This is a genomic window from Nocardioides sp. YIM 152588 (genome assembly GCF_040191335.1).
Lineage (GTDB): Bacteria > Actinomycetota > Actinomycetes > Propionibacteriales > Nocardioidaceae > Nocardioides.
Genome location: NZ_JBEGDJ010000014.1, coordinates 1 through 15,603, shown reverse-complemented (window position 1 = coordinate 15,603; position 15,603 = coordinate 1). Strand labels below are relative to the sequence as shown.

The following is a 15,603-nucleotide window of genomic DNA, read 5'->3' as shown; positions in this document are numbered from 1 at the left end:
TCACAGCTGGGGGCGGGGCCGTCATTCGTCGGAGCGGCGATAGGGCACGCCGACGGCGGCCGGTGGTCTCAGCGCCTGCCGCGCGACGACCAGCACCACCAGGGTGGTCAGGTACGGCGCGACGATGACGAGCTCGCGGGGCACCGGCGGGCCCCAGACGAACCAGACCAGCACGGCGACGCCGACGGCGAGGTTGCCCCACGCCTCCGAGCGCCGGCCGGCGCGCAGCAGCCACAGGGCGCGGAGCGCGAGCGCCGCGCCGCCGATCAGCAGCAGCGCCGAGACCGACGCCGCCTGGCGGGTGCTGAGCGCGTCGGTGAAGCCGAAGAGCAGGCTGCCGCCGAGGACGCCGCTCGGCGTCCAGTTGCCGAAGAGCACGGTGGCGAGCCCGAGGAACCCGCGCCCGGCGACCTGGCCCTCGCGGTAGACCGAGGACGCCGCGACCACGAGGTAGGCGCCGCCGAGCCCGGCGAGGCCACCCGAGATCGCCTGCGACCAGTAGCGGACCCGGTAGGGCGAGACGCCGAGCGAGTCGGCGGCGGTCGGGTTCTCCCCGCAGGCGCGCACGTGCAGCCCGAACCTGCTGTGGGTGAGGGCCCACCACGTCACCGGCACCAGGAGCAGGCCGATGATGGTCGCGACCGAGACGTCGGTGACGAGGCCGGTGAGGATGCGTGCCCAGGCCGAGGCGAAGGGGACGCCGGCCTCGCCGAGCGGGTCGAGGACCCACGAGGCGCCGGGCAGCGACACCGTCGGGACCGTGTCGAGCGCGGGGCTCTGGCTGATGCTGCCGCCGTCCTTCTCCGCGAACGTGATCGACGAGAGGAACCGGACCACGCCGATCGAGGCCATGTTGATGACGATGCCGGCGATCGCCTGGTCGACGCCCCACGCCAGCGTGACGACGGCGTGCAGCAGCCCGGTCAGCACCCCGCCGACCACGCCGCCGAGGAGCGCCGCCCACGGGCCGTAGTAGAGGCCGACGAAGGCGCCGGTCCAGCTGCCGATGATCATCATGCCGTCGAGGCCGAGGTTGAGGGTGCCGGAGCGCTCCGCCCACAGGCCGCCGAGCCCGGCCAGCAGGATCGGCACCGAGAAGCGCAGCGTGGCGCCGGCGAGCCCGGCGGAGGTGAGGTCCGGCGCGTCGGCGAGGTAGGCCGCCACCGGGAGCGTCACGGCGACCGCGATGAGGACCCACCACATCGAGAGGCGGCGGCGCCGCGGGGCGGGCCGCGCGGGCGCGGCGACCTTGGTCAGCTGGGGCGTGCTCATGCCGGCTCCTGCACGGGGACTGCGCGTCGGGCGTAGGTCGCCGCGCGGCGGCGGGCGTTGCGGTCGGAGATCCCGTGGACCAGCTGGTAGCTGGTCACCACGGCCAGGACCACGGTGGCCTGGACGACGGCGACGACCTCCTTCGGCACGCCGATCAGGTCGAGCGGGAGCGCGCAGCGCTCGAGGAACGCCCACAGCAGCGCGCCGAGCGCCACGCCGATCGGGTGGTTGCGGCCGATGATGGCGATGGAGAGGCCGACCCAGGCGAGGCCGGCGGGGAACCCGATGCCGTAGCGGTGCGTCGGCGAGCCGAGCAGCTCGGGCAGCCCCACCAGGCCGGCGATCAGCCCGGAGGCCACCATCGTCGCGACGATCATCCGGCGCGGGTCGGTGCCGCCCATCAGCGCCGCGCGCGGGGCCTCGCCCGACGCGGTCTGCTCGAACCCGAAGCGGGTCCGCTCGGTCACCAGCCAGTAGCCGACGCCGAGCAGCACCGCGAGGAGGGTGAAGCCGTAGACGTCGCCGAGCCCGGGCACCGGGATCGACGGCATCCAGCCGGACTCCGCCATCAGCGGGGTCTGGGTGTTGTTGCTGCCCTCGTCACGGGCGCCCAGGCGGTCCGGCGAGATGAGGAAGGCGATGATCCCGGTCGCGACCGCGTTGAGCATGATCGTGCTGATCACCTCGCTGACGCCGCGGCTGGCCTTGAGGTAGGCCGCGATCGCGGCGTACGCGCCGGCGACGACGCAGGAGACGACGATGAGCAGCGGGATCTGCAGCACCATCGGCAGGCTCACGGCGGCGCCGACGACGGCCGCCGCGAAGACCCCGAGCCGGTACTGCCCGTCGATGCCGATGTTGAACAGGAACATCCGGAAGCCGATGGCCGCGGCCAGGCCGGCGAGGTAGTACGTCGTCGCCTTGTTGACCATCGCGGTCCACCCCTGCGAGGTGAGCGCGTACTGGCCGACGACGTCGATCACCGCGCCCGGCGAGGTGCCGTACGCCGCCAGGATGATGGCGAGCACGGCGACCGCGAACCCGAGCGCGATGCCGACCGCGAGCAGGTGCAGCCCGACCGAGGCGAGCCGCGGCGGCGAGACGATGCGGCGCACCAGCGCCTCGAGGCGCTCGTTGAGGCGGGCGCTCATGCGACCGCCTGCGTCATCGACCGGCCGATCTCGGCGACGGTGGCGGTCTCGGCGTCGTGGACGGCGACGACGGTGCCGCGCACCATCACGACGATCCGGTCCGAGAGGGTGAGCAGCTCCTCGAGGTCGGCGCTGATCAGCAGCACCCCGGTGCCGCGCTCGGCCGCGGCGATGAGCCGGGTCCAGATCGCCCGCTGCGCACCGACGTCGACCCCGCGGGTGGGCTGTGCCGCCACCAGCAGGTCGGGGTGGGCGTCGAGCTCGCGGCCGACGATGAACTTCTGCTGGTTGCCGCCCGAGAGGGCGGAGGCCGGCAGGTCGATCGAGGGCGTGCGCACGTCCGAGGTCGCCACGACGTGCTCCGCGGCCCGCCGGACGGCGCCGATGCGCAGCCAGCGTCCCCGGGCGAGGCGCCGGTCGTGCAGGTGGCCGAGCAGTTGGGAGCGCCAGAGGGGCTGGTCGAGCAGGAGCCCCTCGCGCTGCCGGTCCTGCGGGATGCAGCCGATGCCGCCGACCCGCCGCTCGGCGGTCGACTCCCCGGCCAGGTCGCGACCGTCGAGGATCACGCTGCCGGCGCTGAGCGGCAGCGTGCCGAGGAGGGCGTCGACGAGCTCGTCCTGCCCGTTGCCCTCGACCCCGGCGACGCCGACGATCTCGCCGACGCCGACCTCGAGCCGGAGGTCGTCGAGCCGGCCGCCGCTGTCGGTGGTGGCGCTGATCCCGGTGACCTGCAGCCGCGCGGGGCGCTCGCCGCCGCGCGCCCGCAGCGGGAGCGCCGCGGGCTCGGAGCCGACCATGAGGACCGCGAGCTCGTGCACGTCGGTCTCGCCGGGCACGACGTCGGCGACCACCCGGCCGGCGCGCATCACGGTGATCGCGTCGCTGATGCCGACCACCTCGTCGAGGTGGTGGGAGATGAAGACGACGGTGAGCCCGTCCTCGCACAGGCCCCGGATCCGGCCCAGCAGGTCCGCCGACTCCTGCACCGTCAGCAGCGCGGTCGGCTCGTCCAGGATGAGGATGCGGGCGCCGCGGAAGAGGACCTTGATCAGCTCGACCCGCTGGCGGCTGCCGACCCCGAGGTCGCGCACCATCGCGTGCGGGTCCACGGCGAGGCCGTAGCGCTCGGAGATCTCCGCGATCCGCACGGCGGCCGCCTCGCGGTCGATGCGACCGAAGCGGGAGCGCCGCATCGGCTCGTCGCCGAGGATCACGTTGTCGAGCACCGAGAGGTTGTCGGCCAGCTTGAAGTGCTGGAAGACCATGCCGATGCCGACCCCGATCGCGTCCGAGGGCGAGGAGAAGGAGACGTCGCGGCCGTCGACGCGCAGCGTGCCGTGGTCGGGCTTCGCGGCGCCGTACAGGATCTTCATGAGGGTCGACTTGCCCGCACCGTTCTCGCCGACGACGGCGTGCACGGTGCCGGGCGCGACCCGCAGGCTGACGTCGTCGTTGGCGACGACGCCCGGGTAGGTCTTGGTGATCCCGTCGAGCTCCACGGCGTATCCGGCCGTGGAGCCCGACGGGGTGCTCACCTGGAGGGTGTCACTCAACGGTCGTCGGCACCGTGATCTCGCCGGACGTGACCTGCTCGGCGAGCGCCTCGACGGCCTCGATGGTCTCCGGGGAGAGCATGTCGCCGCTCGTCGAGTAGCCCACGCCGTCGCTGGAGAGGTCGAAGCGGCGCTCGCCCGCCTCGACGGAGCCGTCCGCGACCGACTCGATGAAGGTCTGCACGCCGACGTCCACCCGCTTGAGCATCGAGCTGATGATCACCGAGTTCAGCGGCGCCTCGGTGGTCGTGTACTGGTCGCTGTCGACGCCGATCACCATGGTGCCCGCACCGTCGGCGGAGTCGAAGACACCGGCGTTCGAGCCACCGGCGGCGGCGAAGATGATGTCGGCGCCGCCGTCGTACAGGCCGTTGGCCGACTCCTTGCCGCGCACCGGGTCGTTGAAGCCCGCGAAGTCCGGCGGCTGGGTGAGGTAGGACGAGCTCACCTTGACGTCGGCGTCCGCGGCCTCGACACCGGCCACGAAGCCGGCCTCGAACTCGTTGATCAGCGGGATGTCGACGCCGCCGATGAAGCCGACCTCGCCGGTCTTCGACTCCAGCGCGGCGACCGCGCCGACGAGGAAGGAGCCCTCGTTGGCGGCGAAGGTCAGGCCCACCACGTTGGGCTCCTCGACGGTGGCGTCGTCGACGATCGCGAACCAGGTGTCCGGGTACTTCGGCGCGACCTCGGTGAGGGCGGTGGCGTAGAGGTAGCCGACGGTGACGACCGGGTTGGCGCCGCTCTCGGCGAGCAGCTCGAGGCGGGCCGCGCGGTCGGCGTCGGTGTCGGTCTCCTTGGCGGTCGACTCGGTCACCTCCGCGCCCTGGGCCTCCGCGGCCGCAGCGGCGCCGGCGTAGGCCAGGTCGTTGAAGCCGCCGTCGCCGCGACCACCCAGGTCGTAGGCCACCGCGATGGTGCCGCCGCCGCTGGTGTCGTCGGCCGCCGTCGTGTCGTCGGCCTCGCTGTCGCTGCCGCAGGCGGAGAGCGCCAGGGTCGCCGCAGCGAACATCGCGGCGATGCGGATGGGTACCTTCATGCTGCTTTCTCCTGAGTGGAATCCGCAGCTGTTCGTCCCGGATCGACAGCCGCTGCTGAGGTTGTCAGCGGCCAGTCTCGGAGGCTCCACGGATACCGCTGGGGTGAAGTCCGCAAATGGAAACGGCGGTTTTACGGCCCTGAGACAGCGGGCGGGACAGTGGGACAGGCTGCCCGGCCCGACCGGGCCGGCACCCGCGGTGACCTGCACCTCTGTCCCCTTGTCCCTGCGCAGGTAACACGACCGAGAAGTTATCGAGGGGCCAGTAAAGACGCTGTAAACGCGGGCGAGGGCCGATGGTCTCCCTGCCTACTATCCCGGCACGCCGCGGGGCCTGTCCCGGTTCGTAGACGTACCAGGGACAGCCGCGGAGACAGAGGGACAAGCGCGAAGGGAAGCCTGTGACGGTCACAGCCACGAGTGGTGTCGGCGGGGTCACGAAACGACCGCTGGTCGCCTTCAAGGGGGTCGGTCGGACCTTCGGCGAGGTGGAGGCGCTCGCCCCCTGCGACCTCGCCGTCGACCGCGGCGAGTTCGTCTCGATCGTCGGTCCCTCGGGCTGCGGCAAGTCCACGCTGCTGCGGCTCGCCTCCAACCTCGACCAGCCGACCGCCGGCGGCATCGAGTTCGCGACCGACTCGATCGGCTACGTCTTCCAGGACGCCACCCTGATGCCCTGGCGCAACGTGCGCCGCAACGTCGGCCTGCTCGCCGAGCTCAGCGGGATGTCCAAGGCACGCACGCGCGAGGCCGTCGACGAGGCCCTCGCCACCGTCGGGCTCAGCGACTTCGACGACCACCTGCCCCGCCAGCTCTCCGGCGGCATGAAGATGCGCGCCAGCCTGGCCCGGTCGCTGGTCCTGAAGCCCGAGGTCTTCCTCTTCGACGAGCCGTTCGGCGCGCTCGACGAGATCACCCGCGGCCGGCTCAACCTGGTCCTCCAGGACCTCTTCCTCGCGGAGCGGTTCGCCGGCCTGTTCGTCACCCACTCGGTCGAGGAGGCCGTCTTCCTCTCCACCCACGTCGTGGTCATGTCGGCACGGCCGGGCCGCATCGTCGCCGAGTACGACATCCCGTTCGACTTCCCGCGCTCGCTCGACCTGCGCTACACCGCCGAGTTCGCCGAGCTCGCCGGAGCGGTCGCGAAGTCGCTGGAGGAGGCGTCGTGAACAAGGTGACCCGCTGGCTCCTGAAGTCGTTCCTGCCGCCGTTCGGGGTGTTCTGCACCTTCATCGCGCTCTGGTACGCCGTCCGCGCGGTGCTCCCGGACAACCGGAAGATCCTGCTCGCGGCGCCCCACCAGATCTTCACCGAGGCGCTCTCGGACGAGAAGGTCCGCAGCGACATCCTGAGCGCCACCTGGACCACCCTGGAGGCCGCGCTGATCGGCCTCGGCGTCGCCATCGTGATCGGGCTGACCATGGCGGTCCTGATGTCCCAGGCGAAGTGGATCGAGCGCTCGTTCTACCCGTGGGCGATCTTCCTGCAGACCGTGCCGATCCTCGCCCTGGTGCCGCTGATCGGCATGTGGTTCGGCTTCGAGCTGTTCGCCCGGGTGGTGGTCTGCGCGATCATCGCGATGTTCCCGATGATCATCAACCCGCTCAATGGGTTCCTCAGCGCCGACCGCGGGCTGCACGACCTGTTCACGCTCGCGGGGACCTCGAAGGCGACCCGGATGGCCAAGCTGCTCGGCCCCTCGGCGCTGCCGGACATCTTCGTCGGCCTGCAGACCGCCGCCGGTCTCGCCGTGGTCGGCGCGACGGTCGGCGACTTCTTCTTCGGCCGCGGCCCGCGCGGCCTCGGGCTGCTCATCAACTTCTACCGGTCGCGCGTCCAGACGGCCGAGCTGTTCGCGACCATCCTGGCCACCTGCCTGCTGGGCCTGGTCATCTTCTGGTTCTTCGGTGCGCTCGGGCGCCGGGTTGTCGGCAAGTGGAGCCCCGCCTGGGGTGCTCCCCGCTGACTCTCGCGAGGGTCCGACGCCGTACCCGTCGCTTCCATCCAGCACCACACCTGGGCTGCCTCGACCCGAGCGGCCTGCCCACCTCCGCCCAACCAGCATCACCACTGTTGAAGGGAACGAAGAAGGATGACTACACCTAGACTGCGGCGGTCGCTGATCGCGATGACGGCGACGCTGGCCATCGGCGGCACGCTCGTGGCCTGCGGCTCCGACGAGGAGGCGGTCCCCGAGGCGACCGGCGAGGGCGAGCTCGCGGACGTCTGCCCGGCCAACATCGTGATCCAGAGCGACTGGGAGCCCGAGGCCGAGCACGGCGGCATCTACCAGCTGGTCGGCGACGGCTACGTGATCGACACCGACAAGAAGTCGGTCACCGGCCCGCTGCTCGACGCCGGCGAGGACACCGGCGTCACGGTGGAGATCCGCATCGGCGGCGCGTCGGTGGGCTACGCCTCGGTCTCGCAGCTGATGAACGACGACCCCGACATCATGATGGGCTTCAGCCGGGTCGGCGACTCCATCGCGACCCAGAAGACGATCCCTGTCACCGCCGTGATGGCGTCGATGGAGAAGTCGCCGTACGGCATCTACTGGGACGCCGACACCTACCCCGAGGTCGAGACGATCGCGGACCTCCAGGACACCGACGCCGTGATCATGATCGGCAACGAGGCCGAGGTCTGGGTCTCGTACCTGATCGAAGAGGGCGTCCTCGACGAGGACCAGCTCGACCGCAGCGCCCAGGACAAGCCCGCCGCGTTCGTCGGCGCCAACGGCGAGAACGCCGAGATCGGCTTCATGACCGCCGAGCCGAACCTCTACTCCAACGGCGTGTGGGGCGAGTTCAACATCAAGGGCCAGCTGCTCGACGAGGCCGGCTACCCCGAGTACTTCCAGTCGGTCGTGGTCAACTCCTCCGACATCGAGGACAAGGCCGACTGCCTCGAGCTCCTCGTCCCGATGATGCAGCAGGCCCAGCTGGACTACCGGACCGACCCGGCCGCGACGAACGACCTCATCGTCGAGCTCGTCGAGGAGTACCAGAACGCCTGGCAGTACGACCTCGACGCGGCGAACTACGCCCACGACAAGGGCGTCGAGATCGGCATCCTCGCCGACAGCGAGGACGGCGTGACCGGCAAGTTCGACATGGACCGCGTCCAGGAGCTGCTGGACATCGTCTCGGAGAACCCGGACGTCGACGCCGAGGGCCTCACCGCCGACGAGCTGGCCACCAACCAGTTCATCGACGAGTCGATCGGCGGCTGAGAAGCACCATGACGACGGCCGCCCGCGATCTTGCGGCGCTCCACCCGGACGCCCGACTGGCGTCCTCGCGCCGCAAGATCCGGGCGCCGTTCGTCCTCGACGACAGCATGCGGTTCTACTCGCCGCAGGCCAACGTCGACGCGCTGACCCACCCCCGGGTCGCGCCCTGGCTCGACTACGTCCGCGACGAGTGGACCCCCGCACCGGTCGACGGCGCCGACTCCCGGATCGCGCTGCTCGTGCCGTGCACCAAGTACAAGCCCTACTGCACCTCGCGCGAGCACCGCGCCATCAACGCCGCGCTGCTCGCCGCCGGCTGGCGGCCGAGCGCGCCGTACGACGGCCCGCCCGAGCTCCTCGACGCGCTCGACCCCGGCGAGTCCGGCGACCTGCTCGCCACCGCCCCGCTGGTGCGCGACGGCGTCGCGCTCGACCGGATCGTGATGAGCGAGCCCCTCGGCCTGGTGCCCTACGAGCACACGATGCTCGCGCCCGCCGCACTCGGCGGCGGCCAGTCGCCGGCGACCTCCTACGACGACCCCGGGCTCTTCGAGGCCCGCGGCACCTCCGTCTCCCCCGAGCGCGACGACTGCACCGCGGTCCGGCGCGCGGACGGCTCCTGGGCCTGGGGAGCGAACGAGCGGGCCGCCCTGGCCCGCATGGTCCGGGAGATGTCCGGCACCGTCGCCGCCACCCTCGACCGCCTGGACGGCACGTGGACCGCGGTCCTCGGCTGGGTCTCCCCCGGGCTGACCCACAAGATGTTCCTCGAGGCGATCCCCGGACGGACCGAGCCGCTGCCCACCCGCGCCTGGACGGAGGAGGCCCGCGCCGACCTGGCCGCCCGCCTCGCCGCCGAGGGCCGGTCCGCCGGCCCGCGCGCGGTCGCCGCCGTCTACGCCCGCGGCGACGGCCACGACACCCCGCTCGGCCTGCCCGAGCTGACCTCGCGCCTGGTCGCCCGGATCGACGAGCTGACCCGATGACGAGCCCCGCGACCAGCCCGGCCGGCACCCGCACCATCGCCGCGCCCGGCGTCGGCGGCGACCTCGGCACGATCGAGGCCGCGGACCTCTCCCGGGTCCCCGAGCTCCTCGGCCGCGCCCGCCGGGCGCTCCCCGACTGGCGCGCCGCGGCCCCCTGGCAGCGCGCCGCGCTCCTGGTCGCGGCCGCCGACGAGCTCGCCACCCGGGTCGACGAGCTCGCGACGCTGCACGCCCGCGAGTCCGGCAAGATCCTCCCCCAGGCCCACCACGAGGTCCTCGGCGCGATCAACCTCCTGCGCCGCAACGCCGAGCTGGGCCGCACCGCCGCCGGCGAGCTCGCCCCGACCGGCTCGCTGCCGGGCGGCGAGCGGGACCTCACCATCGTGGAGCGGGTGCCGCTCGGCGTCGTCGTCGCGGTGATCCCGTTCAACTTCCCCGTCGAGCTCACCATGGAGAAGGCCGCCGCCGCGCTCGCGACCGGCAACACCGCCATCGTGAAGCTCCCCCCGCAGAACCCGCTGACCACCGCGGCCGTGCTGGCGGTCCTCGAGCGCCACCTCCCGGCCGGCGTCCTCCAGCAGGTGTACGCCGACGCCGAGGTCTCCGCGGCGCTCTGCTCGGCCGACGGCGTCGACGCCGTCTCCCTCACCGGCTCGGTCGGTGCCGGCGTCGCCGTCGCCCGCGCCACCGCCCACCTGCTGCGCCCGCTGCACCTGGAGCTCGGCGGCAACGGCGCGGCGATCGTCCGGCCCGACGCCGACCTCGACCTGGTCGTCTCCGAGACGCTGCGCGGCCGGCTGCTGATGAACGGCCAGGCCTGCGCGGCCACCAAGCGCGTCATCGCCCACCGCTCCGTGGCCGGCGAGCTGACCGAGCGGCTGGTCGCCGCGTTCGGCGAGGTCACCCCGGCCGACCCGCTCGCCGACGGCGCCCGGCTCGGCCCCCTGATCGACGACCGAGCCGCCGCCCGCGTCGAGGCGCAGGTGCGGGCCGCGGTCGCCGCGGGCGCGCGACGCGCGCTCGGCTCCGCCCCGGACGGCGCCTGGTTCGCGCCGACGGTGCTGGCCGACGTACCGGCGCACGCCGCGGTCCTGCACGACGACGAGATCTTCGGGCCCGTCGTGCCGGTCGCCGTCGTCGACTCCGACGCGGAGGCGACGGCACTGGCGAACGCCACCTCGCTGCGGCTGACCGCCGCGGTCTTCAGCTCCGACGTCACGACGGCCCTCGGCATCGCCGGGGACCTCGACTTCGGCGGTGTCGTGGTCAACGGCACCAACAACTACCGCCCCCCGATCGTGCCGTTCGGCGGCGTGGGGCTGGCCGGAGCGGGGCGGGAGGGTCTCGGCTGGACCCTCGACGAACTGACCCGCACCCGGTTCATCGCGTTGCGCGGAGTGCGGCCGGCTGGCGTGACGCCGATCCCCCAGAAGGAGTAGCACGTTGAGCACCACCACACACCGGGGCGAGTTCCTGGTCAGGGGCCGCCACGTCCTGACCATGGCCGGCGTCCCCGGCCCCCTGGACCGGGACCGCACCCCGGGCGTCCACCTGGACGGCGTGATCACCGACGGAGCGGTCCACGTCCGCGACGGGGAGATCGTCGCCGTCGCCCCCTACCGCGACCTCGCCGCCGCCCACCCCGCGCTGGAGGTCTTCGGCGACGGCACCGGGCTGGTCCTGCCGGGCCTGGTCTCCACCCACACCCACCTGTCGGAGGCGCTCGGCACCGGGATGGGCTCCGAGCTCTCGCTCTTCGCCTGGGGCGCCGGCATCGTCGGCCCGCTGGGCGAGGCGCTCACCGCGGAGATGGCCGCCGAGGGCACCGCGCTGCGGGCCGTCGAGATGCTGCTCTCCGGCGTCACGACCGTCAACGACATGTTCTGCCACGGCAACCTCGGCTCGGCCGCGTCGGTCGGCGTGGTCGCCGGGCTGGAGCGGGCCGGCCTGCGCGGCGTCGTCTCCTACGGCGCCGAGGACGTGCCGCTGGTCGAGGCCGGCGTCGCCCCGACGGCGGTGATCGACGACGTGATGGCCGAGCAGCAGGCGCTGCTCGACGCCGCCGCCGGCACCCCGCTGGTCGAGTACCGCTACGGCATCGGCACCCTGCTCGGGCAGTCCGACGACCTGCTCGCCGAGGGGGTCGCCTGGTGCCGCGCCGGCGGCCACGCGGTGCACACCCACCTGGCCGAGGTCCGCGAGGAGCTGACCACCGCCCAGCTGCGCTGGGGCCGCCGCACCGTCGAGCACGCCGAGCGCCTCGGGCTCTTCGAGCGCCCGCTCATCGCCGGGCACGGGGTCTGGCTCAACGCCGGCGAGATCGCGCTGCTCGCCGACGCCGGCGTCGCGATCGCCCACAACCCGGTCGCCAACATGATCCTCGCCTCGGGCGTCTGCCCGGTCCCCGCGCTGCGGGCGGCCGGCGTCCCCGTCGGCATCGGCACCGACGGCGCCGCGTCCAACGACAGCCAGGACATGCTCCAGGCGATCAAGATGGCCGCGCTGCTGCAGAAGGTGCACACCCTCGACCCGACCGCGCTCGACGCGCTCGACGTGCTCACCATGGCCACCATCGACGGCGCCCGCGCGCTCGGCCTGGACGACCTGATCGGCTCGCTGGAGCCGGGCAAGCGAGCCGACCTGGTGCTGCTCCAGGACACCGTCGACGTCGCCGTGCTGCACGACCCGCTGGGCCAGCTCGTCTACGGCGCCTCGCCGCGCTCCGTGCGCGACGTGTGGGTCGACGGGCGGCAGGTGGTCGCCGACCACGCCTGCACGAGCGTCGACGAGGCCGCGCAGATCGCGCGGTGCCGGCCGCTGATGGCCGACCTGGCCGCGGGCTCCGGCCTGGCCGCCGCCGGCCACTCGGTGCTGGCTCCGGTGGCGGGAGGTGCGCGGTGAACCGCCCGAACGAGCAGCGGAAGGGATCCGCGATCGTCGTCGGCGCCGGCCACAACGGCCTGGTCGCCGCCGTCCGGCTGGCCCGCGCCGGTTGGGCCGTCACGGTGCTGGAGCAGGGCTCCGAGCCGGGCGGCTGCGTCTGGACCGAGACCCACCCCAGCGGCGTGCTCGTCGAGCGCGGCGCCTGGGAGCACGGCGGCATCCACCCGGTGGCCACCGAGCTGGGCCTCGACATCGACTACCGGCCGCACCCCGTCGCGGCCGGGTTCCACTTCGGCGACGGCACGCAGCGGGTGTTCTGGACCGACCTGGAGCGCACGCTGCCCGGGCTCGGGGCCGACGCGCCGGCGTACCGGGGGCTGGTCGAGCTCTCCGACACCCTCTTCTCGATGCTCGGCACCTTCGAGACGCCGCCGACGCTCACCCAGATCGGTGCCGCGCTGGCCGCCGTCCCCGGGGGCGACGAGCTGTTCCGGCTGATGATCCAGCCCGCCGAGACCGTCATCGAGGCCCAGCTCGACGACCCCTACACGCGGGCCGCGCTGGCGCTGCAGGCCTCGCACGCGCAGGTCCCGGCGTGGGCGCCGGGCACCGGGCTGTTCGCGTTCATGCTGCCGCTCGCGCACGGCGGCACGTCGGTCCGCCCGGTCGGCGGCTCCGCCGCGCTCACCCGCGGCCTCGTCGCCGCGCTGGAGGCGGCCGGCGGCATCGTGCGGGTCGACTCCCCCGTGGTCGGGATCGCCACCACCTCCGCGGTGGCCCCGCCGCCGGCCGACGCCCCGGCCGCGCTCGCGGACGCCACCAGCGGCCCCACCGCCTCGAAGAAGGGCGCGTACGGCGGCTCCGTCTCCTCCGGGTCCGGCGCCGTCATGGGCACCAGCGGCCCCACCTGGGCCGGCGGCGGCGCGGTCACCCTCGCCGACGGCACGGTGCTCACGGCGGACGCCGTGGTCTCCACGATCGGCGTGCCCCGCACCACCGCGCTGCTGGCCGACGAGGCCCCCGCGCTCCGGGCCGCGGGCGCCGACCTGCACAGCGGGCACTTCAACGTCGCCGAGCTGACCGTGACGATCGTGCAGTCCGAGCGGGTCGCGCTGCCGTGGGAGGACGGCGACTCGATCTGGTACGCCTGCGCCGAGCCCGGCGACGTCCGCCGCGGCTTCGCCGAGGTGATGGCCGGCCAGCTGCCGGCCTCCCCCTGGTCGATGGTCGGCGACGTCGCCCAGCCGGCCGGGGTGGCCGGCGGCGCGACCTGGCTCTCCTCGATCGTGCCGCTGGAGCGGGCCGACGGCCCCTGGACCGCCGAGCTCGAGCGCGAGGCCGGCGAGCGGCTGGTCGACCACACCTCGAAGCTGATCGGCGTCGACCTGCGCGCCGGCGCCGTCGACGTGGTGGTCTCCGGGCCGCTGACCTGGCAGCGCCGGATCGGCGGCGACGGCTCCCCGAACCACCTCGACAACACCCTCGACCAGCTGCTCGGGTGGCGTACCCCCGGCCATGCCGACCAGCGCACCGAGCTGCCCTGGCTCTTCCTGGCCGGCGCCGGCCAGGATCCCGGCGGCGGCCTGACCGGGGCGTCGGGGACGGCGGCGGCCGCCGCGGTCACCACCCCCGTCGGCGCGCGCGGAGGGCTCGGCGCGCGGGTCTCGACCGAGGTGCGGGGGCTGACCCAGGGCCTGAAGGCCTACCGGACGATGCGGAAGAGCTCGCGGAAGGGAGCGCGGCGATGAGCGACCCGGGTGTCTTCGGGGTCATCGACCTGATGACCGGCTACCAGCAGGCGGCGGCGCTCACCGCGGCCGCGCGGGTGGGCGTCTTCGACCTGCTCTCCGCCGAGCCGCTGCCGGCCGACGAGGTCAGCGGGCGGCTCGGCACGGACCCGGCCACCACGGTGGCGCTGCTGGACTCGCTGGCCGGCCTCGGCCTGGTCACGGCGACCCCGGCCGTCCCGACCACGGTCTACGTCGCGACGCCCACGTCGCGACGCCTGGCCGCCGGCGGCGACCTGCGGCTGGTGGCGGAGAAGGAGGCGTTCTTCGCCGGGGTGTGGCAGTCGCTCGAGGCGACGATCCGCACCGGCGAGCGGCAGATCGACTCCTGGCGCTCGCGGCTGGACGCCGACCCCGCGCAGTCGCTGAACTTCCTGCGCGCGCTGGTCGTCCTCGCCCGCGAGACCGGCCCCGACCTCACCCGGCTCCCGGGCGTCCGGCCGGGCGCCCGGGTCGCGGACCTCGGCGGCGGCCTCGGCTCGTACGCCGTCCCGCTGGCCGCCGCGGGCGCCTCGGTCACCCTCGCCGACCTGCCACCGGTGGTCGCGTGGGCCGACGAGGAGCTCGCCGGCCTGGCGAGCACCGACCCCGAGGCCCGGGAGCGGATCTCGCTGACCGCCGTCGACCTGCTCGGACCGGACGCGGAGGCGGTGCTCGCGGCGCCCGCGGAGTCCGGCGGCGGCTACGACGTGGTGCTCCTCTCCCACCTGCTGCACGAGGTCGACGACGCCGACGCGGCCCGCCTGGTCGCCCTGGCTGCCGCGCTGGTGCGCCCCGGCGGGACGGTGGTGGCCTTCGAGCTGCCGGGCGACCCCGCCGAGGGGCCGCTGGCGGCGTTCGGCCCGATGTTCGACCTGATGATGCGGATCGAGACGGGATCGCGGGCCCGGCGGTTCGCCGAGTTCGAGGCGCTGCTGCGCGGGGCCGGCCTGGGCGACGTACGGCGCCTCGACTTCGCGCTGCCGGCCGGCGTCGTCGCCGGGACCCGGGAGTGCTGACGCCGTGGGCGCCCGGAAGCTGATCACGGCGTTCGACGAGGCGCTGCTGAGGCAGGCGTTCGGCTGCTTCCCCTCGGGGGTGACCGCCCTGTGCGGCACCCTCGGGGGCGAGCCGGCCGGGATGACGGCGAGCTCGTTCACCTCGGTCTCGCTGGACCCGCCGCTGGTCTCGGTCTGCGTCGCGAGGACCTCCTCCACCTGGCGGCGCATGGCCGCGCTGCCCTCGGTCGGGCTGTCGGTGCTCGCCTCCGACCACGGCGGGGTCGCCCGCGCGCTGGCCGCGCGGGGAACCGACCGGTTCGCCGGCGTGGACTGGACGCGCAGCGCGAGCGGCGCGGTCTTCGTGCCCGGAGCCACGCTGTGGCTGGAGTGCAGCCCGCACCGGACCTTCGAGGCCGGGGACCACGACATCGTGGTGCTCCGGGTCGAGGCGCTGCTGATGGACGCGGACGTGGAGCCGATCGTCTTCCACCGCAGCGCGTTCCGCGAGATCGCCCCCTGCGGGTGAGCCTGTCTTCGCGTCGTCACATCCAGATTGGCCCCGAAACCGGGGCTTGAGGGGCCAATCTGGATGTGACGACGCCCCCACGGGCCGGCAGGGGGGTCAGTCGGTGAGCAGCCGCTCGCCCGGCCAGGGGGTGGCGCGCAGCGCGGCCAGCGACGCCGCCGCGGCGGCGCGCTCCCCAGCGGCCGCGTCCC

At 73.8% G+C, this 15,603-nt stretch carries 13 protein-coding genes; 9 read left to right on the top strand and 4 right to left on the bottom strand.

Translation table 11 applies throughout. From position 1 onward, the window contains the following. Positions 1 to 21 precede the first annotated feature (21 nt). Genes ABLM29_RS09265 through ABLM29_RS09250 form a run of 4 tightly spaced genes read right to left on the bottom strand, consistent with a single transcriptional unit; the run spans position 22 to position 5,015 of the window. Entirely contained in the window at positions 22 to 1,272 is a 1,251-nt protein-coding gene (locus ABLM29_RS09265; protein ID WP_349713811.1) for an ABC transporter permease, read from the bottom strand. Next, complete coding sequence (locus tag ABLM29_RS09260; RefSeq protein WP_349713810.1) at positions 1,269 to 2,423, bottom strand: ABC transporter permease; 1,155 nt, start codon at positions 2,421 to 2,423, stop codon at positions 1,269 to 1,271. The genes ABLM29_RS09265 and ABLM29_RS09260 overlap by 4 nt, the downstream gene beginning before the upstream one ends. Next, complete coding sequence (locus ABLM29_RS09255) at positions 2,420 to 3,958, bottom strand: ABC transporter ATP-binding protein (RefSeq protein ID WP_349713809.1); 1,539 nt, start codon at positions 3,956 to 3,958, stop codon at positions 2,420 to 2,422. Before ABLM29_RS09255 ends, ABLM29_RS09260 begins: the two co-directional genes overlap by 4 nt. A gap of 10 nt (positions 3,959 to 3,968) precedes the next feature. Then, entirely contained in the window at positions 3,969 to 5,015 is a 1,047-nt protein-coding gene (locus ABLM29_RS09250) for a BMP family lipoprotein (RefSeq protein WP_349713808.1), read from the bottom strand. A 401-nt stretch (positions 5,016 to 5,416) separates the two neighbouring features. Here ABLM29_RS09250 and ABLM29_RS09245 point away from each other — a divergent pair, with 401 nt between their 5' ends. From ABLM29_RS09245 to ABLM29_RS09205, 9 genes are all read left to right on the top strand, one after another. After that, positions 5,417 to 6,184, top strand: coding sequence for an ABC transporter ATP-binding protein (locus ABLM29_RS09245; protein WP_349713807.1), 768 nt, complete (start codon positions 5,417 to 5,419; stop codon positions 6,182 to 6,184). Next, positions 6,181 to 6,981 (top strand): ABC transporter permease, encoded by an 801-nt coding sequence (locus ABLM29_RS09240; protein WP_349713806.1) that lies wholly within the window; start codon positions 6,181 to 6,183, stop codon positions 6,979 to 6,981. The genes ABLM29_RS09245 and ABLM29_RS09240 overlap by 4 nt, the downstream gene beginning before the upstream one ends. A 126-nt stretch (positions 6,982 to 7,107) precedes the next feature. Then, on the top strand, positions 7,108 to 8,250 hold the full coding sequence (locus ABLM29_RS09235; protein WP_349713805.1) for a hypothetical protein: 1,143 nt from the start codon (positions 7,108 to 7,110) through the stop codon (positions 8,248 to 8,250). A gap of 8 nt (positions 8,251 to 8,258) precedes the next feature. Next, positions 8,259 to 9,236: a hypothetical protein gene (locus ABLM29_RS09230; RefSeq protein WP_349713804.1), complete on the top strand. Its 978-nt coding sequence runs from the start codon at positions 8,259 to 8,261 to the stop codon at positions 9,234 to 9,236. After that, on the top strand, positions 9,233 to 10,675 hold the full coding sequence (locus ABLM29_RS09225; RefSeq protein ID WP_349713803.1) for an aldehyde dehydrogenase family protein: 1,443 nt from the start codon (positions 9,233 to 9,235) through the stop codon (positions 10,673 to 10,675). Before ABLM29_RS09230 ends, ABLM29_RS09225 begins: the two co-directional genes overlap by 4 nt. 4 nt (positions 10,676 to 10,679) lie before the next feature. After that, positions 10,680 to 12,137 (top strand): amidohydrolase family protein, encoded by a 1,458-nt coding sequence (locus tag ABLM29_RS09220; protein ID WP_349713802.1) that lies wholly within the window; start codon positions 10,680 to 10,682, stop codon positions 12,135 to 12,137. After that, positions 12,134 to 13,867 carry a phytoene desaturase family protein gene (locus ABLM29_RS09215; protein WP_349713801.1) on the top strand — a complete coding sequence of 578 codons (1,734 nt, stop codon included), beginning with the start codon at positions 12,134 to 12,136 and terminating at the stop codon, positions 13,865 to 13,867. The genes ABLM29_RS09220 and ABLM29_RS09215 overlap by 4 nt, the downstream gene beginning before the upstream one ends. Then, positions 13,864 to 14,904, top strand: a complete 1,041-nt coding sequence (locus ABLM29_RS09210) for a methyltransferase family protein (protein WP_349713800.1) — start codon at positions 13,864 to 13,866, stop codon at positions 14,902 to 14,904. The genes ABLM29_RS09215 and ABLM29_RS09210 overlap by 4 nt, the downstream gene beginning before the upstream one ends. A gap of 4 nt (positions 14,905 to 14,908) precedes the next feature. After that, positions 14,909 to 15,412: a flavin reductase family protein gene (locus tag ABLM29_RS09205; protein WP_349713799.1), complete on the top strand. Its 504-nt coding sequence runs from the start codon at positions 14,909 to 14,911 to the stop codon at positions 15,410 to 15,412. Positions 15,413 to 15,603 lie beyond the last annotated feature (191 nt).

Bases quoted from the DNA above. Each gene is read 5' to 3' on its own strand.
- ABLM29_RS09250 (WP_349713808.1), bottom strand. From the start codon at position 5,015: ATGAAGGTACCCATCCGCATCGCCGCGATGTTCGCTGCGGCGACCCTG.
- ABLM29_RS09235 (WP_349713805.1), top strand. From the start codon at position 7,108: ATGACTACACCTAGACTGCGGCGGTCGCTGATCGCGATGACGGCGACG.
- ABLM29_RS09210 (WP_349713800.1), top strand. From the start codon at position 13,864: ATGAGCGACCCGGGTGTCTTCGGGGTCATCGACCTGATGACCGGCTAC.
- ABLM29_RS09265 (WP_349713811.1), bottom strand. From the start codon at position 1,272: ATGAGCACGCCCCAGCTGACCAAGGTCGCCGCGCCCGCGCGGCCCGCC.
- ABLM29_RS09260 (WP_349713810.1), bottom strand. From the start codon at position 2,423: ATGAGCGCCCGCCTCAACGAGCGCCTCGAGGCGCTGGTGCGCCGCATC.
- ABLM29_RS09230 (WP_349713804.1), top strand. From the start codon at position 8,259: ATGACGACGGCCGCCCGCGATCTTGCGGCGCTCCACCCGGACGCCCGA.
- ABLM29_RS09225 (WP_349713803.1), top strand. From the start codon at position 9,233: ATGACGAGCCCCGCGACCAGCCCGGCCGGCACCCGCACCATCGCCGCG.